This is a genomic window from Runella sp. (genome assembly GCF_027484545.1).
Lineage (GTDB): Bacteria > Bacteroidota > Bacteroidia > Cytophagales > Spirosomataceae > Runella.
Genome location: NZ_JAIXST010000194.1, coordinates 21,934 through 45,456 on the forward strand (window position 1 = coordinate 21,934; position 23,523 = coordinate 45,456).

Sequence of the window (23,523 nt, forward strand, 5' to 3'; positions counted from 1 at the left end):
TAGGCTTTTCTATTTTACCTAAACCCCATTGTGCTATGAGTAAGGTCTGTTTATTCCTGATTGCTTTTGTCAGAGTAGTCACTGTTTGTGCCCAACCTACGCCCAAACAAATTACCACCCTTGATTCTGCCTTAACCAAACTGTACGAACGCGGGATGCTAAATGGTGTATTCCTATTGGCACAAGAGGGCAAAGCAGTGTATAAAAAAGCCTTTGGGATTTCTAACCTGACTACTCGCGAACCGCTCAAAACAACGTCTGCTTTTAATTTAGCTTCTATCTCAAAGCAATTTACGGGCATGATGATTATGATGCTCAAGGAGAAAGACAAGCTCAGCTTCGACGATAAAGTGCAACGGCATTTGCCCGAATTTCCTTACTCAAACATTACGATTCGGCATTTGCTCAACCACACAAGCGGTCTGCCTGAGTACTTTGAGTTGGCTACTCAATATTACAATACGCTCGATACGCTGACCAACGAAAAGGTGCTTCAACTGTTGAAAAATCATCAACCGAAACTTGCCTTTGAACCAAACGGGAAGTTTTCTTACTGCAATACAGGTTATGTTTTGTTGGCTATGGTGATTGAAAAAGCGTCGGGGATGTTGATACAGGACTATTTTAATCAGCAGATTGTCAAACCGTTGGGGTTGAAAGATACCTATCTTTATAACTTCACCATTAAGCAATACCCAGCCAACCGTGTTTTTGGGGTTATACGAGAAAATGGGCAAATGCTTCCAAATGATTTAGTTCGTCTTGATGGTGTATCAGGTGACGGGAATGTGTATTCATCAGTGGAGGATTTGCTGAAGTGGGAACAGGCACTTTATACGGAAAAATTGGTGAGTGCCAGTACGTTGAAAGAGGCATTTACACCTGCGAAACTTAATGATGGTACGATTTCAAGATATGGTTTTGGTTGGTTCTTAGACGAATCAGGTAAAAAGATGTCGCATACAGGCAGTTGGGTAGGTTTTTTGAACAATATATCGAGAGACATTGATAAGAAAATTACTTGGATTATCCTTACCAGTTCAACTGACGCTACAGCGCGTTCTATTATCAAAGACATTCTGGAAGGGAGGTCACCCCAATTACCCAATACAAACCTAATAGCCAACGCCAATCTGATGGATGGAACTGGTACGGCGGCACGTCGGGCTTCGGTTCGGATGAAAGACAATGAAATATGGGAAATCGGTGATTTACAACCTTTTCCAAACGAAGCCGTTACCAATGCAAACGGCCTGACGTTGACTCCTGGATTTATTGATGCCCATAGTCACCATTTTGGTGGTTTGGAGACACATCCGGGTGCAGAGGCGCTGGTAAGCCAAGGGATTACAACGATTGTGATTGGGCAGGATGGTGGCAGTTTTCCGATGGATACTCTTCTAAGCAGAATGAATAAACGTCCTGTTTCGGTCAATGTCGCTACTTATACGGGACATTCAACCCTGCGGTCAAAGGCGATGGGAGCCAAAAGCTTGTATCGCACGGCAAAGCCCGAAGAAATTGAGAAAATGAAAGCTGAGTTGAAAACTGAAATGAGCAAAGGTTCTTTGGGTTTGGCAACGGGTTTGGAATACGAATCGGCTTTTTTCTCTAACCGTGATGAGGTATTGCAATTGGCGAAAGTTGCTGCAGAAGCCAATGGGCGGTACATCAGTCACATTCGCAGTGAAGACATTGGACTGGAGGAAGCATTGGACGAAATTATTGACATTGGCAAACAAACCAAGATGCCGGTACAGGTATCGCACATTAAAATTGCCAAACGTGACCAATGGGGACGGTCACCCGAAGTATTAGCGAAATTGCAAAAAGCACGCTCGGAAGGAATCAATATTACCGCAGATTGCTATCCGTATGATTTTTGGAATTCAACTCTACGCGTGCTGTTTCCAAAACGAGATTATACCAATTTAGAAAGCGCTGCATTTGCCGTTAATCAATTGTTTGACCCGGCCGGTTCGGTCTTGGTTCGGTTTGCGCCCAATACTGCTTATGCGGGTAAAACCATTGCAGAAATAGCCAATACTAGAAATGAAAAACCTGCTCAAACTTTGATGGCTTTAATTGCTCAAGCAGGTGATTTTGAGTCTAAAAATCCCGATTACAAAGGCAGTATTGAGACTATCATGGGTAAATCCATGAGTGAAACCGACGTGGCTAATTTCTTAGCTTGGCCATTTACGGGCATCTGTTCGGATGGCGGCTGGGGCGGGCACCCGCGTGGCTACGGCGCATTTACGAGGGTATTGGGAAATTACGTGAGAAACACCAAAACCTTGACCTTAGAAACGGCTGTTTATAAAATGACAGCTCTGACCGCGGAAAGTTTAGGTATACCAAACCGGGGACTGATAAAAACGGGCTATTTTGCTGATTTAGTGCTTTTTGACCCCAACACGGTGAAAGACAATGCCAACATTCAGAATTCAACGGCGCTTTCGTCGGGAATTGAAAAAGTATGGGTCAATGGGCAAATGGTGTATCAGAATCAGCAACCTACGGGGAGGTTTTCGGGGGTATTTATAAAGTCCCCTACCCCCCAACGGGGGAACTAATACAGTTAATGATAAAAGAACGTAGGTCAAGAATATGGAATACATTGTAAAAAATAACTCCCCCATTGGGGGGCGGGGGGCTGTCATTCTTACCAACGGCTTGCTCGTTACCAACGACGCCAAAACGGCACACGGGCTTATCCGCGGAACTGAACGCTACGAGATTGTAGGCGTGATAGACCCGCCGACTGCCGGACAGGACGCGGGCGCTGTATTGGACGGAAAACATCGGAACATTCCTATTTTTTCGAGTTTGACTGAGTCGCTTGAAAAGTTACAACCTATTGATTATTTGATTGTTGGAGTAGCTACGGTGGGCGGAGTGTTGCCTTCGGATATGTTGGAAATTATAAAGGCAGCGATTCAAAAAGGAATTTCTATTGTCAATGGTTTGCACGAATATTTATCCGAAAAGCCTGAAATAGTGGCTTTAGCCGAACAACATAACGTCCAATTGATAGATGTGCGCAAGCCCAAATCACGCAAAGATCTGCATTTTTGGACGGGGGAGATTTATGACGTAAAAGCACCCATTATTGCGGTCATCGGGATGGATTGTGCGTTGGGCAAACGCACTACTGCCCGCATGATACGTCAGGCGTGCGAAGCCAATGGCATCAATGCACAAATGATTTATACGGGTCAAACAGGCTGGCTACAGGGAGGAAAATACGGGTTTGTTTTTGACTCTACGCTCAATGATTTTGTGTCGGGCGAGGTGGAGCACGCCATTGTATCGTGTTGGAAAGAAACGAATGCGGAAGTGATTTTGATAGAAGGCCAATCGTCATTACGAAACCCGAGCGGGCCGTGCGGGTTAGAGTTTTTGATTTCGGGACAGGCCAAATACGTGATTTTGGTCCATGCACCTAAGCGTACCTATTTTGACAACGAACCGCATTGGGGGAAGATTCCGAGTGTAGAATCTGAAATTGAGATTATTGAAAAATTTGGCTCAAAAGTGATTGCGTTGGCGCTCAATACGGAAGATTGCAGTGACCGGGAAGCCTTTGACTACCAAAGAAATTATAAAGCACGTTTGGGAATTCCGGTTTGGTTGCCGTTAGAAGAAGGCATTGATGTTCAAACAATTCTTAGTCTCAACGCTGATAGGTTTTAAATTCTATCAGCAATTATCTCAGTTTTTAAAAATATACCACTATGTTCAAACAGCTTATCGTACTTTTTTTATTAGCAAACCTTAGCCTTGCTCAAAATAAAGAAGGTGAACCTTTTATCATTGGCAAGAAATATACGATGACCTCCAAAGTCCTCAATGAAGAGCGTACGTATTGGGTAAATCTGCCAACTTCGTACAACGATCCCAATTTTAGTCCACAAAAATACCCTGTCATGTATGTGTTGGACGGTAAATCGGTATTTTTCCCCTTGGTGGGGGTTGTCAATTTTATGAGCGGACGAGAAAGCGTCAATTTTCAAATCCCCGAAATGATTGTTGTGGGAATTGATACCGAAAATCGAATTCATGACCTTACCCCCAATCCAACAACCAAAGGGATAGATGGAACAGAACCAACCACTGAGGCTGGAAAATTGATGTTTAAAGGAAGTGGAGGGGGCGAGCTGTTTTTGGAGTTTCTGACCAAAGAGCTTTTTCCGTCCATTGAGACCAATTATCGGACGGTTCCGTATCGAGTGTATGTAGGCCATTCGCTTGGGGGGCTTACATCGACATACACACTTTTGCATCATGCAGGTATTTTTGACAGTTATTTGGCGATTGACCCTAGCCTCTGGTGGGATGCCTCAAAATACCCAAATGAAGCTCATAAGGTGCTACAAAACTATGAAACCAAGAAAATTCAGCGGTACTATGTAACTGTGATTGATTCTATGTACGCACCCGGACAGAGCTATCACCTCAATGCGATACATAAGATGAGTAATCAATTGGCCAAATATGCCCCCGAAAACCTCCAATGGAAACTTCAGGTGATTCCTAAAACAGATCATTCTTCCATTCCATTACTGAGCTGGTATGAGGGTTTGCAGTTTATATTTGAGGGTTATGATATGAACCATTATAGTTTGATGCAAAACCCCGACTTAATTGAAAAGCAATTTGATGAATTAGCAAAAAAAATAGGTCTGCGTATGTCGCCACCCGAAACAATTTTTGAGATTTTGGCACATTATCTTACCGCTCCCAATCGCTTTCCGGATGCTCAAAAGTCGCTGAAAGTGATCAATATGGGACTGAAATATCATCCAGAATCGTCTAATTTACACGATAAACTGGGGGCTGCCTATCTGCTTAATAAAAATATTCCTAAAGCCATAGAGTCTTATCAAAAAGCCTTAAAATTGAATCCTGCCAATGAAATTGCAAAAAAACGCATAGAAGATTTGACAAAACAGACGAAAAATTAATAGGTAAAAAGCAGACAGCCGAGATGTCTGTACACCAATGCAAATGAAAATCAAAACTATCCGTTCGTATGGCAGAAATTTGGCGCTGAGTAAACCTTACAGCATTGCAGGTTATACCTTTTCAGAGGTAGAAAATGTGTTTTTGGAGATAGAGTTGGAAAATGGTATTATCGGGATAGGAGCAGCAAGCCCGGCCGAAGAAGTGGTGGGTGAAACCTGCACCCAAACGTTGCAGAACTTACAAACGGATTTTGTTCAAAACCTGATTGGGCGAGATATACGGCATTTTAGGCAATTGATTTACGAAACCAACCAAGCATTTTCAAATTTTCCTGGCACGCAAGCCGCCCTTGATATTGCGTTGCATGACGCTTTTGGACAATATTTGGGCATTCCCATAGTAGAATTTTACGGCCAAAAAATCAAAACATTATCTACTTCTGTCACCATTGGCATTATGTCGGTAGCAGAAACACTTAATGAAGCTGAAGCCTATCGAAAGTTGGGTTTTAAAGTTCTGAAAGTAAAAACAGGTGAAAATTGGCAGGAGGATGCAGAGCGTATCCTGAAATTGAATGAACGCTACCAAAACCAATTCAAAATCAGGGTAGATGCCAATCAAGGGTATAGTTTAGAGGATTTGAAAAATTTTTTAGTGGTTACGAAAAGCGTTAATTTAGAGTTGATTGAGCAGCCGTTGCCCGTAGGAGACGAGCATGAATTGCTAAAATTAAATGTAAAAACCAGAAAGTTACTCGTGGCCGATGAATCTTTGAAAGATGCTCGCTACACCCTCCAGTTTTCCCAAGAGCCGCAATTGTTCGGCATTTTCAATGTCAAGCTGATGAAATGTGGAGGTATTTTGAATGCCTTTGAAATTGCAAACATTGCCCAACAAGCTGATATTGAGCTGTTTTGGGGTTGTAATGACGAAAGTATTGTTAGTATCACCGCTGCCTTACATACGGCTTTTGCCTGCCCCACAACAAAATATTTGGACTTAGATGGGAGTTTTGATCTGGCAGAAGATGTAGTAAAAGGCGGATTTGTGTTGGAGAATGGGTATTTGAGATTAAATGGAAAACCGGGATTAGGAGTTAAAATGATTGAATGATGATGAAGTGGATTTTACCAAACAGGAAGATACTATTTTTTGCCCTCATCTTTACCATTTCGAACCCGAAAGGGTACGGGAGAGGAATCTTTGGCACTTTTGGGCAAAGCGATATAGAGAAAATAAGGGCTTATCGAAAGGGCAACGAACACAAGATTTTAGCAGAATACTTTGAATTACTGTCTATTCCAAATTTTGCCTTAGACAAACGAAATATTCAAAGAAATGCCGAATTTATAGTAGCACTTTTGCAAAAACGGGGTGTTAAAACGCAATTGTTGTCTTCAAACACTTTTGGTACTCCCCCTGCTGTTTACGGTGAAGTTATGGTCCCTAATGCCAATCGTACCATTGTTTTTTATGCCCATTACGATGGTCAGCCCGTCAATCCTGAAAAATGGCATCCTGATATAAAGCCCTATACACCTTTACTTTTGACCAATTCGATTGAAAAGGGCGGGGAAATAATACCATTCCCAAAGCCCAACGAACCCATTAACCCCGAATGGCGGATTTCATGCCGCAGTAGTTCAGACGATAAAGCAGGCGTAATGACCATCATCAATGCGTATGATGCGCTCGTTAAGAATGATTTAGAGCCTACTTGCAACATCAAATTTTTCTTTGAGGGCGAAGAAGAAATAGGGTCAACTCATTTAGGAGAAATTTTGGAGCGGCATCAAAATTTGTTGGAGTCAGACCTTTGGATTATTGCCGATGGCCCAGTACATCAGTCGGGTCTGCCAATGCTTGACTTTGGGGTAAGAGGCGATGTCAATCTGGAAATCACGACTTACGGTCCCAAACGTCCTTTGCACAGTGGCCATTATGGCAACTGGGCACCTAACCCCGCCAATTTGTTGGTGAAATTATTGGCATCCATGAAAGATGACAATGGCATGGTGACCATCAAGGATTATTACCGAGACGTGATACCTTTTACCGACAGTGAGAAAAAAGCCTTTGCCGCAATACCTGCAGTAGATGAGCAGATGAAGAAAGAATTGGGGTTTATAAAACCGGAGGGCGGCGGAAAAACACTTTTTGAGACGTTTGAATACCCATCGCTTAACATAAATGGTATTAGAAGTGCTGATGTGGGAGAAAATGCAAGAAATGTAATTCCTACCGAAGCCACTGCCACGCTCGACCTGAGACAAGTGCTGGGAACTGACTATAAAAGGCAGATTGAGCGTGTTATAGCGCACATCAAAGGACAAGGTTTTTATGTGACTGATAAAAACCCTACCGACGAAGAAAGAAACACATTCAAAAAAATTGCCAAAGTGACTTCCCTAAAAGGTGGATACAATGCCCAGCGCACTCCCTTGGATTTGCCAATCTCTCAAAAAGTAATTGAGGCCGTGAAAAGTACCACTTCTGACCCGATAGTGATAGAACCTACTTCGGGTGGCAGTTTACCGCTTATTGTTATTGAAGAGAAGTTGAACGCTAAGATTATTAATCTCTGCATTGTTAATCACGATAATAATCAACATTCTGAAAATGAGAATGTTCAACTTAAGAACTTATGGGATAGTATGGAACAGTTAGCCGCTATTATGTTGATAAAATGATTTGGATTATCCTTTCAAGTGCTGAGGTAAAGATGTTTGTTTAAACCATAAAAGAAATGAAAAATTTGTTTTTGATGACCCTGTGGCTCACCTTTCAAAGTCTCGTGGTTGTTGTGCAAAAGGTTTCTTTCCCCGATGCCTGTATCGGCACGTGGAAAGGCACGATGTATATGTACAAACACGGTACCCTCAAAGACAGCGTGCAGGTACGACTGACGGTAGCCAAGCATACCGACCCCAATGCTTGGGCTTGGAAAACCGAATACCTATCGGCACAGCGGCCTGCGGTGAAAGATTATGTATTACGCCTGAAAGACGCCGCCAAAAACCTGTACGTGACCGACGAAGGGGGAGGATTGGAATTAACCGATTATTTGGTGGGGAATAAATTGTACAGTGTGTTTGAAACCGGCGGCTTTTTGTTGACTTCCTCCTACGAATTACTGGGCGACCACCTTATTTTTGAAGTAACTTCGGGTAAGAAAGAAACGGCAACTCACTCTGAGGTTGCCACCTATGCAACGGATAACCTGCAACGGGTAATTTTTGAAAAGGAGAAGTGAGATATTGAAAGGGGATTGGCTTGGCGCCGGGTTAGGTATTTTTGGAAAACACTGGATAGAGGGTTTACCAAAATCCTAATCCCGATCGCCAAGGTCGTGGTAGTCAGTATGACTGAAAGCATCAGCAACTACATCAATTTCAAGTTTTTAGAATCCCAAGAAATTACTTTTTTCTCAAAGTAACTTTTGTTGCAGGCCAATACGGGTGCTGCGGCACGGAAGCCAAACAACGGATCTTCTATAATGGGTTTGTTGGATATAATGCCGTCAAAGAAACGGGCAAAATGATTTTTATGAGAATCGTCGCCGGGGGGCGCCTCAAATTTTACTTCTTTGATTGGCTCGGCGGTTCGAGTTTCAACGGGGTATTTCGACTCATACAGAGCTGTGTATTCTTTTTGTTGAGCGTCAGTAAAGGTATTAAAACTGTCTCCGCTTCCGTAACCGGGTGCTGCTGCCAGTTTGCGTTTGGTAAGCGTAAGCGTTTCACCGCTGAAGCTGATTTCTCCCTCATTCCCTACGATACGCGTCACATTTTTGATAGAGCCTGCGTTGGCAAAATTAACCCTAAGCACCATTTGGAAGGGGTCAAATTTGCCCTGAGCAGGGTATTCCATGGTAGCCACCATCACATCCGGTACGTCGCGACCATCTTTCCAGTAGGAGAGTTGCCCCGACGAAAAAATGCGATTGGGACCTAACGAACCCGTCACAAAATGAACGCCCGTAATGAGGTGAATGAACAAATCTCCTGCTACGCCAGTGCCGTAGTCGCGGTAATTGCGCCAACGAAAGAAACGTACTGGGTCAAAGGCCCGTTTGGGGGCATCTCCCAAAAAGGCTTCCCAGTCAATGGTTTTAGGCGAAGCATCGGTCGGAATGGAATATTGCCACGCCCCAATGGAATTAAAACGGTCGTTGGTTGATTCGATGAAGTTTATCATGCCGATATCGCCTGCTTCCACCATCCGTTTGGCTTCCTGAAAAACCGCTCCGCTAATGCGCTGACTTCCTATTTGCATCACTTTTCCGGTCGCTTTGGCCGCCGCAATAACCGCCGCCCCTTCTTCGATGTTTTGCACCATCGGTTTTTCGCAATACACGTGTTTGCCTTTCTTGAGCGCGGCAATGGAAATGCGGTCGTGCCAATGGTCAGGAGTCACGATAAGCACGGCATCCACGTCCTTGCGTTCCAGTATTTCGCGGTAGTCGCGGGTGGTATAGATTTGATTGCCAAATACTTCCTTGGCGTGGGCCAATCGTCCGTCATACAGGTCAGCTACGGCCACTAACTCGCACATTTCAGTTCGTAAGGCAGCCCTCGTGTCCGCAAATCCCTGGATTCCCATCCCAATGGTTGCAATGCGGATTTTGTTATCATTGAGGCTTTTGATAATGTTGAAGGGTTGCACTATGGCAGTGGAAGCGGAGACAGCCCCCAACTGTTTTACGAAAGTACGACGGTCGGTTTTCATCTAAGTAAAGTGTAAAGGTTAAACGGGGGCGCTCGTGCGATTAAAAGTGTAAAGAAATGAAAGTGATAACGGTCTTGCTTCTCGTTAGCAACGAGAACGCGGAGAACAATGCGTTGATAACGCATCTAAAGTAGAAAGACCGAATCTATTCAATCTTACTTTTTCTATTTACTAACTTTTGAATGAGCCACATAACGAACAAAATCACTAAGACAAAAGCAACGATTGGAAACCAAAAAGTAAAAATCGAAAAGCCCACGGAAGCAAAAGTTTCAGCCGTTGAAACCACGGGGTTGGCTACCCCGCCGCTGAATTTTGAAGAGGCCAATCGTACCAAACTCGTACCAACCTGAATGAATCCTGCGGTACTGCCGCCCATGATGAGGCCCAATCCCCATTGTAGCATCGGGTTGTCAATTTCAATAAAAGAGGTGGTGAGCAGGGTGCCCGCCGCTACGGCGGCCGGAGCTGCGATGGTATCCAGCAGATTGTCTACCCAAGGAATGTAATAACCGCCGATTTCGAGCACGGTGGCCGTGGCAAGTACGGCAATAGCGGTCCAAGTGCCCATCCATTCAAAGCCAACATCCACATGGGTCCACCCAAAATGAATGGCAATACTGCTCAATAAAAGCGGTACAAACACTCGAAAACCGCAGCATGCGGCCAAACCAACGCCCAAACAAAGGCTAAGGAAGATTTCCATGAATAGTTGCTTCCCTGTTACTTAATCTGATACGCCGTTACAGTATTCTTATAAAAATTGGGGATGAGCACGGTTTTTTGATTTGGAATGTAGCCAAAGTCGGCGGTATTGGTTTGAGGCTCTTTGCTGTCGATGAGTTTCCACACTTTACCGTCAGGTTTTACATAATATACTTCACCATGCCAACAGGAAATCAGGTAATCATTGCCGTAGCGCAGGATTCCATCGGCGGTTTTGTTGGTCATTGCCCAGGAAGTATATTTTTTTGTGGTGTAGTCCAATTTCCAAAGATTTCCTGTTCCCGCTGAAGCAACAATCATGTAGTCTTTTTCGGCAAAAACACCGTTGGGTCCCTGTAAATTAGGGTCATCTAAATACAGTTCCATTTTCCCGTCCGCGTAGCGGTACAGTTTGTGCCCGCGTGAATCACTCACGAATACTTCATCTCTCGGGCTGACACTTACGTCGTTGAGCATCACAGAGTTGATAGCGGCATGTCGTTTGATAATAACCCCCGTTTTTAAATCAATTTCCACTAAATCTTTCAAGTCGGCTACAAACAAGGAATTACCCAAAATTCCCATGCCTTTCGGGTCGTTGAGTCCCCTTGCCCATTTGAGATTGGAGATTTTTCCATCGGTATTTAGAATGGTAATAAAGCCGTCACCGTCCGGGTTCTCTACGTTGACTTTGTTGATATTGGCCACGTATAATAACTGACGTTGAGGATCGTACTGAACCGATTCGGGAGTGCGCAGCAGGGTATCCGATTTCCAAAGTTGAGTCAAGCTGACGGGGGCGTTGTCCTGGGATTTTGCGGTTGTTAAACAGCCGATAAGTAGTGCGGAGGTAATAAAAAAGGAAGTTTTCACGGTAAAAAACAGTTAAGATTGACTTATTTTACTAAAATAAACACTTTATTATTAAAAGCAATGAATCCATTCAAACTACGCAATTCATTTCTATTGACAGCCTGTTGCTTATTGCTGACGGCTGGTACGTTCGCTCAAAAAGGAGGAAACTTATTTAACGGCAAGGACCTGACCGGTTGGAAGATTTACGGTACAGAAAAATGGTTTGTCGAAAACGGCGAATTGGTCTGCGAAAGCGGCCCTGACAAAGGCTATGGCTATTTGGCCACGACAAAAACCTACAAAAACTTTGAACTCAGTGTGGATTTCAAACAGGGTGCCAACGGAAACAGCGGGGTATTTATTCGTTCCAATATCCCCGATGGCAGCACTAAAATCAGCGGCTGGCAAGTGGAAGTAGCTCCCCCAAATCATGATACGGGCGGTATTTATGAGTCGTACGGGCGCGGTTGGATCATTCAAATTCCTGACGAAAAAGAAGGGTTTTTGAAATTTGGCGAGTGGAATACGTTGAAAATCAGAGCAGAGGGTTCACGGGTACAAACTTGGCTGAATGGTCACGAAATGGTAGACTTGACAGACGAGAAAATCGGAGCCGGTGATGGTTCCATTGCGCTGCAAATTCACGACGGTGGCGGTATCAAAGTAAACTGGAAAAACCTAAAAATTAAGTCCCTGTAACTATTTTTGCCTTTTTTCGGTTATGGAGTAAGTTAAAGTTGGAAAGCGCATTGCTTTCCAACTTTTGCATTTAAAAAATACTGCATGACATTTGACTCATTAAATTTAATTGACCCTATTCGCAGAGCGCTGCAGACCGAGGGTTACACAACGCCGACGCCCATTCAAGCCGAGGCTATTCCCATCGTTTTAGAAGGAAAAGACCTATTAGGTTGTGCTCAAACGGGTACGGGAAAAACAGCCGCTTTTGCGATTCCGATTCTTCAATTGTTGGCCGGGCGCCAAACCTTCCGTAAAGAAAAAAGAACCATAAAAGCCTTAATATTAACTCCTACGCGCGAACTCGCGATTCAGATTGGGGAAAGTTTTGCGGCTTATGGGCAGCATACCGGCTTAAAACATACCGTTATTTTTGGCGGAGTAAAGCAATTGCGTCAAACCGATGCCCTTCAAAACGGCGTTGATATCTTGATAGCTACGCCCGGGCGTTTGATTGACCTCATGGCGCAACGTTTTGTCAGTTTGAAGCACCTCGAAATCTTTGTATTGGACGAGGCCGACCGGATGCTCGACATGGGTTTTGTGCACGATGTAAGAAGAATCATTGCGGTGATTCCTCCCAAGCGTCAATCCCTGTTTTTCTCGGCAACCATGCCGCCTGAAATTGTAAAGCTGGCGGATACGATTTTGGTTCGTCCTGAAAAAGTGGAAGTTACCCCCGTTTCTTCTACCGTTGACATTATTCAGCAATCGGTATTTTACGTAGATAAAGACAATAAAAATTACCTGCTGCTTCATTTGTTGGAAAATAAAGACATTGAAACCGCATTGGTATTTACCCGAACCAAACACGGTGCCGATAAAGTGGTCAAAATCCTTTTGAAACACGACATCAAAGCCGAAGCGATTCACGGAAATAAATCTCAGAATGCCCGCCAAAATGCGTTGAATAACTTCAAGGAGAAATCGACGCGGGTATTGGTCGCTACCGACATTGCCGCGCGCGGCATTGACGTGGATGAATTGGCGTATGTAATTAATTTTGAAATTCCTGAGATTCCCGAAACCTACGTACACCGCATTGGTCGCACGGGCAGGGCAGGAGCCAAAGGAACAGCTTATTCTTTTTGCGATACCGAAGAAAGAGGTTCGCTGAAAGACATTCAAAAACTGATTGCCAAAGTAATTCCCGTCATTGAGGACCATCCTTTTCCGTTGAGCCAAAAGCCGGGCAACGAAGCGCCTAAAGCGCATAATGTGGCCAACACCAACCGAAATAATCGTCCGAGCCGGCCCGCATCCAATCCTTCGAGCCAACCCAAAACTCCGACCGGTAATGCGGACCGTGGCAAAAAACCGTGGTTTGCTAAGCGGGGTAGATAAAAACCTTCTCGTTTTTTTTACATAAAACCGTATCAATGAGATGCGGTTTTATTTTGCCTATGTGCGTAAATTTGCGGTGCAAATGCACTAATATCAAATAGAGTGGCCTCACCTTAACTCTGTAAATACTATAAATATGCAACCCGACTATTTGGCAAAAAGAACAACGGAACTGATTGATATTGACGGAAATATACACAAAGAAGTGTGGCAAAAGGCAGAGTGGAGTAAGCGTTTTGTGGATATGACAACGGGGGATTCCGGTATGTATAATACCCAAACAGCCATTCTTTGGAACGACACTCATTTGTACATTGCTTTTGTAGCGGAAGAGCCGTTTGTCGAAGCCAAACTTACCGAAAGAGACAGTATTGTTTTTCTGGAAAATGACTTAGAAGTGTTTATAGACGGCGATGACTGTTATTATGAATTGGAAATCAATGCCGCCAATACCATTTACGAAGTCTTCTTTATCTGGAAAGATGCCTACACGAAAGGTTCAAAATTTGATATTCCGCAATTTGATGTGCATCGTCCGCAAGCCTATACATTTGGGGGCGATTATGACCGTAACGGAGCCACTTTTTGGAAAGGAACCCACCCAAGGGGAATTCGTTGGGCTTTTACTGATTTTGATATGCCTGGCTTGACCACTGCCGTAAATATTGACGGTACCTTAAACGACAATTCCGACATAGATAAAGGTTGGAGCGCAGAAATAGCTATTCCGTGGAATAGCCTCGCACTTCTTGCCAACGGAAGAAGCATTCCCCCTTCAAAGGGCGATGTTTGGAAGCTGTTTTTGGGGAGATTTCAAAAACTGATGCCTGGTGGCAAAGAAGTACAGCCTCACCCTGCCATGGCCTTAAACAGTCACGGAGTATATGACACCCACTTGCCCGAAAAGTGGAGCCGAGTCATGTTTGTGGATTAGGTTGTAAATCTTGCACAGAGATTCACGGTTTATCTCATACAAGGCGCAATAGTTTTGGTCCGTTGACGCGCAGTCTGCTGAGCAGCGTCTCTACTTACAGAAAATTTAAAATTACAAACTTCAAAGACGCAAAATTTTGCGCTTCTACTTGGTGCAAATCGGGCAGGTACCCTGAATCAATAAGTTCACTTCTTTCGTAGCAAATCCCTGCGGTAATTTTAAATTGGGAACGTGGACATCGTCCAAGCAGGTGGTTTTGCCGCACAATTGGCACTTAAAATGAACGTGGTCGTGGTGGTGGTCATGGTCATGACAAACCTCTTTGCAAAGCGCATAACGCAGCCCTTCTTCATCCAATACCTTGTGTATGATGCCTTTATCTACGAACGTCTTTAGCGTACGATAAATCGTAACACGGTCGTAGAGGTCTTTGAGTCCGTTTTCTAAGTCTCCGTGCGATAAAGCCGAATCGCGATTGTACAGAATATCCAAAATATCTTCCCGGCATCCTGTATGGCGCAACTCGTGCAAACGTAATGTATCTTTGGCGAACGTATTCATAAATGATACAGCGAACGATTAAACGTTCTCTGTTACTGTTAAACTAATTTAAACACCCCGAAAGTTCTCAACTTTCGAGAAGTTATCAAAATTCCAACGCTTAAATTCTGAATTCATGATTAAAATCGGAATCATTAATGTGTCAGACCGTGCCAGTGCGGGTATTTACGAAGACATTCCCGGTAAAGCCATTGTGTCAACCCTCAACGAATATTTGACGAGTCAATGGGAACCTGTGTATCGGGTCATTCCAGATGAACAACACCTTATCAGTCAAGCCCTTGTCGAAATGTCCGACAAAGAAGGCTGCTGTTTAGTGGTTACCTGTGGCGGAACGGGGCCTGCCCTCCGCGATGTGACGCCTGAAGCCACGGAAGCCGTTTGTCAGAAAATGATGCCCGGCTTTGGTGAACTGATGCGGCAGGTAAGTTTGAAATACGTTCCTACGGCTATTTTGTCGCGCCAAACGGCGGGGATACGCGGGAAGACCTTGATTGTCAATTTGCCAGGTAAGCCTTCCGCCATTCGACAGTGTTTAGATGCAGTGTTTCCCGCTATTCCTTACTGTATTGATTTGATTGACGGACCCTTTCTGGAAACCAATGAGGCCGTGATGAAAGTGTTTCGGCCAAAGAGTTAAAAACGGATAGTCAGAAGAAGGTTTAGCTTATTCAAATAGCCTGAATGAGATTAGAATCAGTATTTTAATGACTTTACACATTACACTTTACACATTAACCTTTCCACTTTTTCCATGACTTCTGAAAAAATTGCTTCTCTTCGTCAGGAGATTGAGACCTACCTTAACACCGGTCTGTTACCTTTTTGGATTTCCCGCACGGTTGACAAAGAAAACGGCGGCTTTCTTACTCACTTCGACCAGTTTGGAAACGACTCGGGTGAAGATGAGAAATCGTTGATTGCTCAATCGCGCTCGGTATTTACCTATTCTTCCGTACATCGGGCGGGATATGGTGATGGAGTGTTTGCCGAAATGGCACGGCACGGCGTTGATTATCTGATTGATAAAATGTGGGACAACGAATTCGGTGGGTTTTATTGGATGACCAACCGTAAAGGCGAAGTTACCGTTGACCAAAAAATAGCGTACGGCCTGAGTTTCTGCATTTATTCTCTTAGTGAATATACGCTTGCCACGGGTGACCCGCGCGGACGTGAATACGCCGAGAAAACCTTTGATTTGTTGCAAAAATACGCCGTTGATACGCATTACGGCGGCTATTTTGAAATGTTTAACCGCGATTGGACGCTCAAAGGCCCCGGCGCAGCGGGTGGTGACCGCAAAACGCTCGATGTTCACATGCACTTGATGGAGGCATTTACGACCTTGTACGAGTGTACGGGCTTGGAGATTCACCGTCGTAAGTTGTTGGAAACCATCGAATTGCTCGTCAGTCGTGTAATGCACCCTGAATATGGGACGGGAATTCCGCAGTTTTGGGCCGATTGGCGCGTGGCTCCGCAAATCAAATTTGACATTGTGTGGGGGTGGGACCGTTTCAATCCGGACGGTCTGAAATCGGCGGCAGAAGACAATACCAGTTACGGACACAATTCAGAGTTTGCGTGGCTTTTGATGCACGCATTGGATGTGTTGGGACTGCCGTATGATACCTATCGCGACCAAATCACCAAATCCTACACTCATGCTGTAGAAAACGGAGTGGATTGGGAATTTGGTGGGGTATACGTAGAAGGTTCCCATTCCGGACAGGTGTACGACAAAGAAAAGGAGTTTTGGCAACAGGCCGAAATGCTCATCGGGATGTTAGATGCGTATCGCTTCCTGAAAGACGAAAAATACTTACAAGCCTACGAAAATATCCATCGGTTTGTGTTTGATAAAATGATAAACCACTCACTGGGCGAATGGTGGCCGCTCATGACCCGCGAAGGCGAACCGATTTGGAAGCACATGAGCCACTCGTGGAAAATCAACTACCACGATGTACGTTCGATGGTGCAGTCTATTATGCGGTTGGATAAGATTGCGAAGGGAGTGTAAAGGCAATTCAATAGAACACGGATAAAACGGATTTAACAGATAAATACGGATTTGAGTATCCGTTTAAATCAGTGAAATCTGTGTTCTATTTTTCTTTTCGCACAAAGCTCCAAACTGCCTTTCCTCCTTCCATAAATCTCAGCGTTGAGCTCCCTAATTCCCAAGTTTGCTGAGAAGGTAGGGAATTGACCTCAAAAACTACTTCGGTAATGCTGTACAAGTCGCTGTTGGACAGATTGATGTGATAGGTTACTTCTTCGCTGTCGGTAAAAGAAAAACCCGTTTCAGTTGGCTTTTTTGAATACCCAAAATCTTCGGTGAATTTTTTAAAAGCGGCATAAACAGTGGAATCGGCCCATAAAGTCAGCCCGATTACGTTGCATAAAATAGGGTTTTCAACGGGTGAAATGAGTGATTTATAACGGGTTAGAACGGTTTTTCGAGCCATCCATTCGGCTTTGGGTAAGTTATCGGCGGTGGCTTGAGGTTGCCATTTCTGTAAAAAAGTAGGTAAATATTCCATGGTCCAAACGGCTACGGGACTTTCGAGTGAGAATCCCGCAGGAATCAGCATTTCAAACCAGTTTACCTGACTGTCTTTGGCAGGTCGAGTGATGGTCAGGCGCGTTGAATGGAGCCATCTTTCCTGTAAAAGTGTTGTTTCTCCTTCCTGTTCCAAACCAAAGGCAATGGCCGAATCTCCTGCTTTTCGACTGGTTTCGGTGGTGACATCAAAAAACTCAAAATAGGTTTTTTCGCCGTAAAAATACAGGCCCGTATAGCTGCGGTCGGTGCGGTGCGTGGTGCGGATCTCGTTGGGGCCAAATTGATTCCTCAAAAAATCGCAATGCACAATGGCATCATACGTAGGGGCATCGAGGGTAAGGTAAAAATGGTTGAGAAGAACTTGGAGTGAAAGCATATTATTTTATCACTAATTTTTGAACTAAAACCTCTCCCTGCTGTTCTAAAACGATGATGTACACGCCCTCCGGAATGGAGGTGAGTGTGGTTTTTATGGTATGCATTCCCACGGGAAACAACTCATTGGTCAATACGCAAACCGTTTGCCCCTCTAAATTCATCATTTTCAGGTTGACCTTAGCGGGAAGTTTCAACTTGAATTCCACCGTTACATTTTCGGTAGCAGGATTGGGATATACCTTGAAATAGCTACTGTTGGGCAGCTCATCAATGGTAGTAATGGGTGGAGTCGAGTTCAAGGTTTTCAAAATCCAATTTTGGGCATCCAACGTTATCGTTTCCTGTTTTCCCTTTACATCAATGTTAAAATACTGTTCGGCTTGATTATTGAACACGATTGCTGTGTTGGGCAGCTCATCAATGGCAGTAATGAGTGTGAGTGGAGTCGAGTTCAAGGTTTTCAAAATCCAATTTTGGGCATCCAACGTTATCGTTATCGGTTTTCCTTTTACATCAATGTTAAAATACTGTTCGGCTTGATTATTGAACACGATTGCTGTACTGTCTTTGACGGATGTTTTGATTTGAAAAGGAATCGGCATGGTAAAAAACGACGGTTCCGTAGTACGAGTGCTTTGTTTGACCCTCAGATTGATACGATATACATTGTTGGGTTTTTGTTGATACGTCCAACCGAAACTATAGGTAGGGAAACCTTCGCCATAAATCCATTCGTTGAAAAAGTAGTCTAATTTTTGTCCCATCACGGCTTCGGCAACGCTTTGAAAATCTTTGGTGGTGGCATTGGCATAAGCGAACTTTGAAGATACATACGTACGCAGAATTTGAAAAAACTTTTCATCCCCCACGATGCCGCGCAGCATGTGCAATACAATCGAACCCTTCGCGTAGGTACGGTTACTGTTGAAAATCTCGTCGGAGTTCGACGCGTTTCGTACAAAAATCGAACCGGTAGCATTTTTAGCCCGTACCATTTGGGCTTGAATAAAAGCGTTGTAAGCCTTTTTTCCTCCCAAGTATTCCTGCCAAATGGCTTCGCCGTACGTGGCAAAGCCTTCATTGAGCCAAATGTGCTCCCACGTTTGACAGGTGATTTTATTCCCAAACCATTGATGCGCCAATTCATGCGCAATAAGACTTTGACCGTAGCTTCCTATCGAGGTACACGTTTGATGCTCCATGCCACCACCAAAGCCGCATTCGGCATGACCATATTTCTCTTTCAAAAAAGGATAAGCTCCAAACTTCTCCGAAAAGACTTTCAGCATCGTGACGGTCTGATCTAAGTTCTTCTTGTTGGCGGCGGTTAAGTTGTCAGGCTGTACGAAGTGGCTCACCAACATCGAATCGGTGGCGTTGTATTTGTAGTAATTTTTGTACTGCGTATAGTTGCTGCACGCCACCGAAATCAGGTAAGGCGAAATGGGATAGCGATTTTTCCAACGATACGTTTTGGTATTGTTGGGGTTGGTGACTACACTTTGTAATGTGCCATTGGAAACTGACACAAAATAAGAAGGCGCTGTAATCCAAACATCCGACGAATCGGCTTTGTCGGCAGGGTTGTCTTTGCTTGGAAACCAATCCGGGCTTCCGTAAGGTTCGCTCAGGCTCCACATGGCCTGTGATTTTTTCTGATTGATGAGTCCAAATGAAAACGAGCCCAAACCCGTGGTGGCAGGAAGCCCTTGGTAGAAAATATTGAGAGAAACGATTTGACCGGCAGCCAACGTTTTAGAAAGCGTTATATTCAGACGATTGTTGGCATGGGCGAAATTAACCTTTTTGCCCGCGACTTTTACGGAATCTACTTTCAAAACCGAGTTTAAATCCAGAAAGCAACTCGTCAGATTGCTTTTTGCTTTTAGGTTGACCAGCACATCACCAATGAGGTATTTGGTCGTATAAGTCAGCGATAAATTGAGTCGATAATAGATGACATCCACGTTATCGTCGCCTGGGTAGGCCAAGCGGGAGCGCGGATTCTGAGAAAGCCGCCCGAAATATCGAATTTTGGCTTCTGCACATTGCAAGCTGCCATCGTCCTGCGAGAAAGAAACGGGCGAGATGAGTAAAAGAAAAATCAAAAATTTGAAAGTTCTCATAAGTAACTAATCAGAATTAAACGTTATACATTTTTGGGTATTTTTTGTAATTAAATCTGTAAAATCAATGATAAGTAGTTGAGCAAATTTAGGTATTTTTTATTATTTTCGTGTCATGGGACGTAAGAAAAAACATATTGAGTTAAGCGAAAGCGAGCGAATCACCTTACCAGAAGAGTCAAAGCATCACCCTAAATCTGAGTTTTGTTAAAAATATCAAGGCTTATTATTAAATAATTCAGGCATGGATTATGATAAAATAACACAGCATTTAGAGGTCAATAAAAACACAGTTTGCAACTGGGTTAAAGTTTGGCAAAAGCAAGTTATTGCTGGTTTGGCTCGAAAAAATGGACAAGGGCGGAGACAAATTTTAAGTGTCGATAATAAAAAACACACGGAGGTTTTAGATAGAGCTGTCGAAAATCATTATCAAAATATCAAAGCAATTCAAGCTGAATTGGTAAAAGAATTGGCACTGCCGATGAGTTCTGATAGAGTCAAAAGGTTTTTAAAAAAATAATTATTCCTACCGACGTGTTCGCTACTGTACCCACAAAGCGCAAGATAAAATAGACTATGCCGACAAGCATGAGAAATGGAAACTATGACTAACTCTTTCAATATTAGGGTACATAGAACTATATTTTGCTGACGAATCGGGCTGTACAACGAAACCGCATCGGCGGTCTGACTTACAGTCCATATGCTTGGCAAAAAAAGGTGAAATACAGAGGCTTTTACTAAAAGAAACAATAGTAGGCTGAACGTTTTAGGCATAATGAGTCTCTCGTGTCATCTAACGGTTTATCACAGTGAGCAAAGCCTTGATGGTGAATTTATTAAAAACTCGTTGAGCGATTTTTGCAAAAGAGAGCATAAAAAGCCCAGAGTAATTGTAATGGATAACGGACCAATTCATCATGCGCAAATTGTTAAAGATGAGTTTGAAGAATGGCAAAGCCAAGAAGTGTCTATTTTCTTTTTACCCACTTACAGTCCTCTTTTTGATGGTGTACTTCGGCACACGTGGCCATGTAGCTGGTAAATGCTTCTCTCATCGAAAAAAGAGGTTTTCCGCCTTCAAGCATCCAACGGTATTCGCCGTCGTGTCTCAGCAGGCGATATTCGGTACGGTAGCCTACATGGTGAACGTGAAGGGACTACAAACCCGCGACGTTAGGAAAGCAGGTTAGTACGCTCAAAACGTTTCTTCGTGAAGCAACGGAGGAAGGTATCAATACCAATTTGAAATTTCAGAGCAAGGCGTTTAAAACGGTTGAGGATGAATCAGACAGCATCTCTCTAACAGAGGAAGAATTGGCCGCAATGTATGCGCTCAACTTGTCAGATAATCCACGTTTGGATAAAGTGCGCGATTTGTTTTTGATTGGGGCAAATACAGGTTTACGATTTTCAGACTTCACGACCATTAAACCGCACAACCTCAAAAAAGTAATTGATGAATATAATCTTGAAATCATACAGCCCTTACGGTGAGGGAGTTATTGAACTATGAGGGGGGGAGGGTCAAAAGTTCAGGACTTTTTCGCGCGTTGACCCATGTACCCCTCCTTGCGAAATATTGGCAAAACTAAAGGGGGGGGGGAGCTAATACCGAAACAAAAATATAAGATACTGAAAATCAATAAATTACTTTGCTATCAGGGTAAAAAGTAGCACTTTTAAGTGGCTTTCAAGGCTTAAAATAAGGCTCGCAAAGGGGTACTAAGGCATCAAAAACAAGTTGTATTTATGGAAGCAACATTAGGAGCAATAGTGAAAGACGCGCGGCTTTACAGAGGCTTAACTCAAAAGCAGTTAGCCGCTAAATTAGGGGTTACTCAGCAAATTATTTCAAGCATAGAAGCAGATAGAAATACGCCTAATGTCTATACACTGATACAGATTGGTAAAGCTTTAGGGCTTACATTATGCCTTTCTTATAGGTAGAATTAAATGAGAAAAAAAGCTTATAATTGCAGGTTACCCTCACTTAAATCAGAGGTAAGGAAAGAATTTTAACGAAGCAGTACCCATGTCCATAGACCACAAAAAACAGCTTGAACAACAGCTTTGGAACATCGCTAACACCCTACGGGGAAAAATGAACGCGGATGAATTTAGAGATTATATCCTTGGATTTATTTTTTATAAGTACCTATCCGAGCGGATGAACCTCTTTGCTAATGAAATCTTACAGGAAGACGGACTAACGTATAATATCATAGACGAAACCACCGAAGAAGGACAGCAATACCTGGAAGCCATCAAAGAAGAAGCTTTAGAACAATTGGGCTTTTTTCTGAAACCCAACGAACTATTTCACGAAATAGCCGAACGGGGTAAGGCCGAAACCAATAACTTTATCTTGGAAGACTTAGCCAATATCCTCACCAATATTGAGCAAAGTACAATGGGCTCGGATAGCGAAGACGATTTTAATAAACTCTTTGAAGACCTTGATTTGACTTCTACCAAATTAGGCCGTACCGAAGCCGCCAAAAACGAAATCATTACAAAGGTACTTTCTCACTTAGATACGATTGACTTTGAATTACAAAACACCGAGGCCGATGTATTGGGCGATGCGTACGAGTATCTGATTGGACAGTTTGCGAGCGGAGCGGGCAAGAAAGCAGGGGAATTTTACACCCCTCAACAGGTTTCGACCATTTTGGCAAAAATAGTAACGACGGGCAAAACCAAGATAAAATCAGCGTATGACCCTACTTGCGGCTCAGGCTCTTTACTGCTTCGTTTGCAGAAAGAAGTAGAAGTAGCCAATTTTTACGGGCAAGAACTCAACCGCACCACCTACAATTTAGCGCGCATGAACATGATAATGCACGGGGTACATTACAAAAAGTTTGACATTCGCCAAGACGATACGCTCGAACACCCGCAGCACATAGACCAACGTTTTGAAGCCATTGTAGCCAATCCCCCGTTTTCGGCTATTTGGTCGGCAAGCCCGTTGTTTATGTCCGACGACCGTTTTAGCCAATACGGTAGGCTTGCCCCCGGTTCTAAAGCTGATTTTGCGTTTGTGCAGCACATGATTCATCATTTGGCCGAAAACGGCACCATGGCCGTAGTAGTGCCTCACGGGGTACTGTTTAGAGGCGGGGCAGAAGGACACATACGCCAATACCTGATTGAAGACCGTAACTATTTGGATGCGGTTATCGGTTTACCTGCCAATATCTTTTACGGTACGTCTATTCCTACCTGTATGTTGGTGCTGAAAAAATGCCGCGAAAATCCCGACAACGTACTGTTTATTGACGGTAGCCAACACTTTGAGAAATCAAAAGCCCAAAACTACCTACGGGACAGCGACGTTGAGAAAATAGTAAGCACTTACCGCAACCGCACCCAAGAACCAAAATACAGCCATAAAGCAACGCTGGACGATATACGCGCCAACGAGTACAATCTGAATATACCGCGCTACGTAGATACGTTTGAGGCAGAAGGCACCATTGATATAAACACCCTTGCCGCCCAACTGAAAAGTTTAGATTTGGAAATGGCCCAAACGGATCAAACCATTGCCGATTTTTGTAAAGAATTGGGCATTGGAACCCCGTTTTGAAATAAACCCCGATTTT

The 23,523-nt window shown here is 43.7% G+C and carries 22 protein-coding genes; 16 read left to right on the forward strand and 6 right to left on the reverse strand.

Annotated elements, in window-relative coordinates; genetic code table 11:
- The first annotated feature begins 35 nt into the window (after positions 1-35).
- Genes Q0081_RS18055 through Q0081_RS18080 form a run of 6 tightly spaced genes read left to right on the forward strand, consistent with a single transcriptional unit; the run spans position 36 to position 8,221 of the window.
- Positions 36-2,576 (forward strand): serine hydrolase, encoded by a 2,541-nt coding sequence (locus Q0081_RS18055; RefSeq protein WP_298356313.1) that lies wholly within the window; start codon positions 36-38, stop codon positions 2,574-2,576.
- Between the two features lie 34 nt (positions 2,577-2,610).
- Positions 2,611-3,696, forward strand: coding sequence for a DUF1611 domain-containing protein (locus tag Q0081_RS18060; RefSeq protein WP_298356316.1), 1,086 nt, complete (start codon positions 2,611-2,613; stop codon positions 3,694-3,696).
- A 41-nt stretch (positions 3,697-3,737) separates the two neighbouring features.
- Complete coding sequence (locus Q0081_RS18065; RefSeq protein WP_298356318.1) at positions 3,738-4,967, forward strand: alpha/beta hydrolase-fold protein; 1,230 nt, start codon at positions 3,738-3,740, stop codon at positions 4,965-4,967.
- 43 nt (positions 4,968-5,010) lie between these two features.
- Positions 5,011-6,081, forward strand: a complete 1,071-nt coding sequence (locus Q0081_RS18070) for a mandelate racemase/muconate lactonizing enzyme family protein (RefSeq protein WP_298356321.1) — start codon at positions 5,011-5,013, stop codon at positions 6,079-6,081.
- Positions 6,081-7,658, forward strand: a complete 1,578-nt coding sequence (locus Q0081_RS18075; protein ID WP_298356324.1) for a M20/M25/M40 family metallo-hydrolase — start codon at positions 6,081-6,083, stop codon at positions 7,656-7,658. The genes Q0081_RS18070 and Q0081_RS18075 overlap by 1 nt, the downstream gene beginning before the upstream one ends.
- A gap of 56 nt (positions 7,659-7,714) precedes the next feature.
- Entirely contained in the window at positions 7,715-8,221 is a 507-nt protein-coding gene (locus tag Q0081_RS18080) for a hypothetical protein (protein ID WP_298356325.1), read from the forward strand.
- 128 nt (positions 8,222-8,349) lie between these two features.
- Here the strand turns inward: Q0081_RS18080 and Q0081_RS18085 are convergent, their stop codons facing one another.
- From Q0081_RS18085 to Q0081_RS18095, 3 genes are all read right to left on the reverse strand, one after another.
- Positions 8,350-9,696 (reverse strand): Gfo/Idh/MocA family protein, encoded by a 1,347-nt coding sequence (locus Q0081_RS18085; protein ID WP_298356328.1) that lies wholly within the window; start codon positions 9,694-9,696, stop codon positions 8,350-8,352.
- 145 nt (positions 9,697-9,841) lie between these two features.
- The gene (locus Q0081_RS18090) at positions 9,842-10,402 is read right to left on the reverse strand and encodes a DUF4126 domain-containing protein (RefSeq protein ID WP_298356331.1); all 561 of its coding nucleotides are present in this window, start codon (positions 10,400-10,402) and stop codon (positions 9,842-9,844) included.
- A 17-nt stretch (positions 10,403-10,419) separates the two neighbouring features.
- Positions 10,420-11,274, reverse strand: coding sequence for a gluconolaconase (locus tag Q0081_RS18095; RefSeq protein ID WP_298356334.1), 855 nt, complete (start codon positions 11,272-11,274; stop codon positions 10,420-10,422).
- Positions 11,275-11,334: 60 nt separating this feature from the next.
- Between Q0081_RS18095 and Q0081_RS18100 the strand changes: the two genes are divergently transcribed.
- From Q0081_RS18100 to Q0081_RS18110, 3 genes are all read left to right on the forward strand, one after another.
- A complete protein-coding gene (locus Q0081_RS18100) occupies positions 11,335-11,955 on the forward strand; it encodes a DUF1080 domain-containing protein (protein ID WP_298356337.1) in 621 nt (206 codons plus the stop codon).
- Positions 11,956-12,039: 84 nt separating this feature from the next.
- Complete coding sequence (locus tag Q0081_RS18105) at positions 12,040-13,338, forward strand: DEAD/DEAH box helicase (RefSeq protein WP_298356340.1); 1,299 nt, start codon at positions 12,040-12,042, stop codon at positions 13,336-13,338.
- Between the two features lie 136 nt (positions 13,339-13,474).
- A complete protein-coding gene (locus Q0081_RS18110) occupies positions 13,475-14,272 on the forward strand; it encodes a carbohydrate-binding family 9-like protein (protein WP_298356343.1) in 798 nt (265 codons plus the stop codon).
- 144 nt (positions 14,273-14,416) lie between these two features.
- On the opposite strand, the gene Q0081_RS18115 is transcribed toward Q0081_RS18110, so the two are convergent.
- Positions 14,417-14,833, reverse strand: coding sequence for a Fur family transcriptional regulator (locus Q0081_RS18115; protein WP_298356346.1), 417 nt, complete (start codon positions 14,831-14,833; stop codon positions 14,417-14,419).
- 115 nt (positions 14,834-14,948) lie between these two features.
- Here Q0081_RS18115 and mog point away from each other — a divergent pair, with 115 nt between their 5' ends.
- Positions 14,949-15,473 (forward strand): molybdopterin adenylyltransferase, encoded by a 525-nt coding sequence (gene mog, locus Q0081_RS18120; RefSeq protein WP_298356348.1) that lies wholly within the window; start codon positions 14,949-14,951, stop codon positions 15,471-15,473.
- 114 nt (positions 15,474-15,587) lie between these two features.
- Entirely contained in the window at positions 15,588-16,859 is a 1,272-nt protein-coding gene (locus Q0081_RS18125) for an AGE family epimerase/isomerase (protein WP_298356350.1), read from the forward strand.
- 85 nt (positions 16,860-16,944) lie between these two features.
- On the opposite strand, the gene Q0081_RS18130 is transcribed toward Q0081_RS18125, so the two are convergent.
- Positions 16,945-17,781 (reverse strand): DUF5829 family protein, encoded by an 837-nt coding sequence (locus Q0081_RS18130; RefSeq protein WP_298356353.1) that lies wholly within the window; start codon positions 17,779-17,781, stop codon positions 16,945-16,947.
- Between the two features lies 1 nt (position 17,782).
- Positions 17,783-19,909 carry a M1 family aminopeptidase gene (locus tag Q0081_RS18135; protein WP_298356356.1) on the reverse strand — a complete coding sequence of 709 codons (2,127 nt, stop codon included), beginning with the start codon at positions 19,907-19,909 and terminating at the stop codon, positions 17,783-17,785.
- A 244-nt stretch (positions 19,910-20,153) separates the two neighbouring features.
- Between Q0081_RS18135 and Q0081_RS18140 the strand changes: the two genes are divergently transcribed.
- The 5 genes from Q0081_RS18140 to Q0081_RS18155 all read left to right on the forward strand — a co-directional run bounded on the left by Q0081_RS18140 (position 20,154) and on the right by Q0081_RS18155 (position 23,507).
- Positions 20,154-20,432, forward strand: a complete 279-nt coding sequence (locus Q0081_RS18140; RefSeq protein WP_298356359.1) for a hypothetical protein — start codon at positions 20,154-20,156, stop codon at positions 20,430-20,432.
- Positions 20,433-20,690: 258 nt separating this feature from the next.
- Positions 20,691-20,957, forward strand: a complete 267-nt coding sequence (locus tag Q0081_RS31920; protein WP_409034077.1) for a transposase — start codon at positions 20,691-20,693, stop codon at positions 20,955-20,957.
- Between the two features lie 200 nt (positions 20,958-21,157).
- Positions 21,158-21,409 (forward strand): hypothetical protein, encoded by a 252-nt coding sequence (locus tag Q0081_RS18145; RefSeq protein ID WP_298356362.1) that lies wholly within the window; start codon positions 21,158-21,160, stop codon positions 21,407-21,409.
- A gap of 255 nt (positions 21,410-21,664) precedes the next feature.
- Positions 21,665-21,862 carry a helix-turn-helix transcriptional regulator gene (locus Q0081_RS18150; protein ID WP_298356365.1) on the forward strand — a complete coding sequence of 66 codons (198 nt, stop codon included), beginning with the start codon at positions 21,665-21,667 and terminating at the stop codon, positions 21,860-21,862.
- Between the two features lie 85 nt (positions 21,863-21,947).
- Positions 21,948-23,507, forward strand: a complete 1,560-nt coding sequence (locus tag Q0081_RS18155; RefSeq protein WP_298356368.1) for a type I restriction-modification system subunit M — start codon at positions 21,948-21,950, stop codon at positions 23,505-23,507.
- The last annotated feature ends 16 nt before the right edge of the window (positions 23,508-23,523 follow it).

Bases quoted from the DNA above. Each gene is read 5' to 3' on its own strand.
- Q0081_RS18075 (WP_298356324.1), top strand. From the start codon at position 6,081: ATGATGAAGTGGATTTTACCAAACAGGAAGATACTATTTTTTGCCCTC.
- Q0081_RS18085 (WP_298356328.1), bottom strand. From the start codon at position 9,696: ATGAAAACCGACCGTCGTACTTTCGTAAAACAGTTGGGGGCTGTCTCC.
- Q0081_RS18080 (WP_298356325.1), top strand. From the start codon at position 7,715: ATGAAAAATTTGTTTTTGATGACCCTGTGGCTCACCTTTCAAAGTCTC.
- Q0081_RS18135 (WP_298356356.1), bottom strand. From the start codon at position 19,909: ATGAGAACTTTCAAATTTTTGATTTTTCTTTTACTCATCTCGCCCGTT.
- Q0081_RS18155 (WP_298356368.1), top strand. From the start codon at position 21,948: ATGTCCATAGACCACAAAAAACAGCTTGAACAACAGCTTTGGAACATC.
- Q0081_RS18150 (WP_298356365.1), top strand. From the start codon at position 21,665: ATGGAAGCAACATTAGGAGCAATAGTGAAAGACGCGCGGCTTTACAGA.
- Q0081_RS18140 (WP_298356359.1), top strand. From the start codon at position 20,154: ATGGATTATGATAAAATAACACAGCATTTAGAGGTCAATAAAAACACA.
- Q0081_RS18100 (WP_298356337.1), top strand. From the start codon at position 11,335: ATGAATCCATTCAAACTACGCAATTCATTTCTATTGACAGCCTGTTGC.
- Q0081_RS18115 (WP_298356346.1), bottom strand. From the start codon at position 14,833: ATGAATACGTTCGCCAAAGATACATTACGTTTGCACGAGTTGCGCCAT.
- Q0081_RS18130 (WP_298356353.1), bottom strand. From the start codon at position 17,781: ATGCTTTCACTCCAAGTTCTTCTCAACCATTTTTACCTTACCCTCGAT.
- Q0081_RS18090 (WP_298356331.1), bottom strand. From the start codon at position 10,402: ATGGAAATCTTCCTTAGCCTTTGTTTGGGCGTTGGTTTGGCCGCATGC.
- mog (WP_298356348.1), top strand. From the start codon at position 14,949: ATGATTAAAATCGGAATCATTAATGTGTCAGACCGTGCCAGTGCGGGT.
- Q0081_RS31920 (WP_409034077.1), top strand. From the start codon at position 20,691: ATGAGTCTCTCGTGTCATCTAACGGTTTATCACAGTGAGCAAAGCCTT.
- Q0081_RS18055 (WP_298356313.1), top strand. From the start codon at position 36: ATGAGTAAGGTCTGTTTATTCCTGATTGCTTTTGTCAGAGTAGTCACT.
- Q0081_RS18065 (WP_298356318.1), top strand. From the start codon at position 3,738: ATGTTCAAACAGCTTATCGTACTTTTTTTATTAGCAAACCTTAGCCTT.
- Q0081_RS18110 (WP_298356343.1), top strand. From the start codon at position 13,475: ATGCAACCCGACTATTTGGCAAAAAGAACAACGGAACTGATTGATATT.
- Q0081_RS18105 (WP_298356340.1), top strand. From the start codon at position 12,040: ATGACATTTGACTCATTAAATTTAATTGACCCTATTCGCAGAGCGCTG.
- Q0081_RS18125 (WP_298356350.1), top strand. From the start codon at position 15,588: ATGACTTCTGAAAAAATTGCTTCTCTTCGTCAGGAGATTGAGACCTAC.
- Q0081_RS18070 (WP_298356321.1), top strand. From the start codon at position 5,011: ATGAAAATCAAAACTATCCGTTCGTATGGCAGAAATTTGGCGCTGAGT.
- Q0081_RS18060 (WP_298356316.1), top strand. From the start codon at position 2,611: ATGGAATACATTGTAAAAAATAACTCCCCCATTGGGGGGCGGGGGGCT.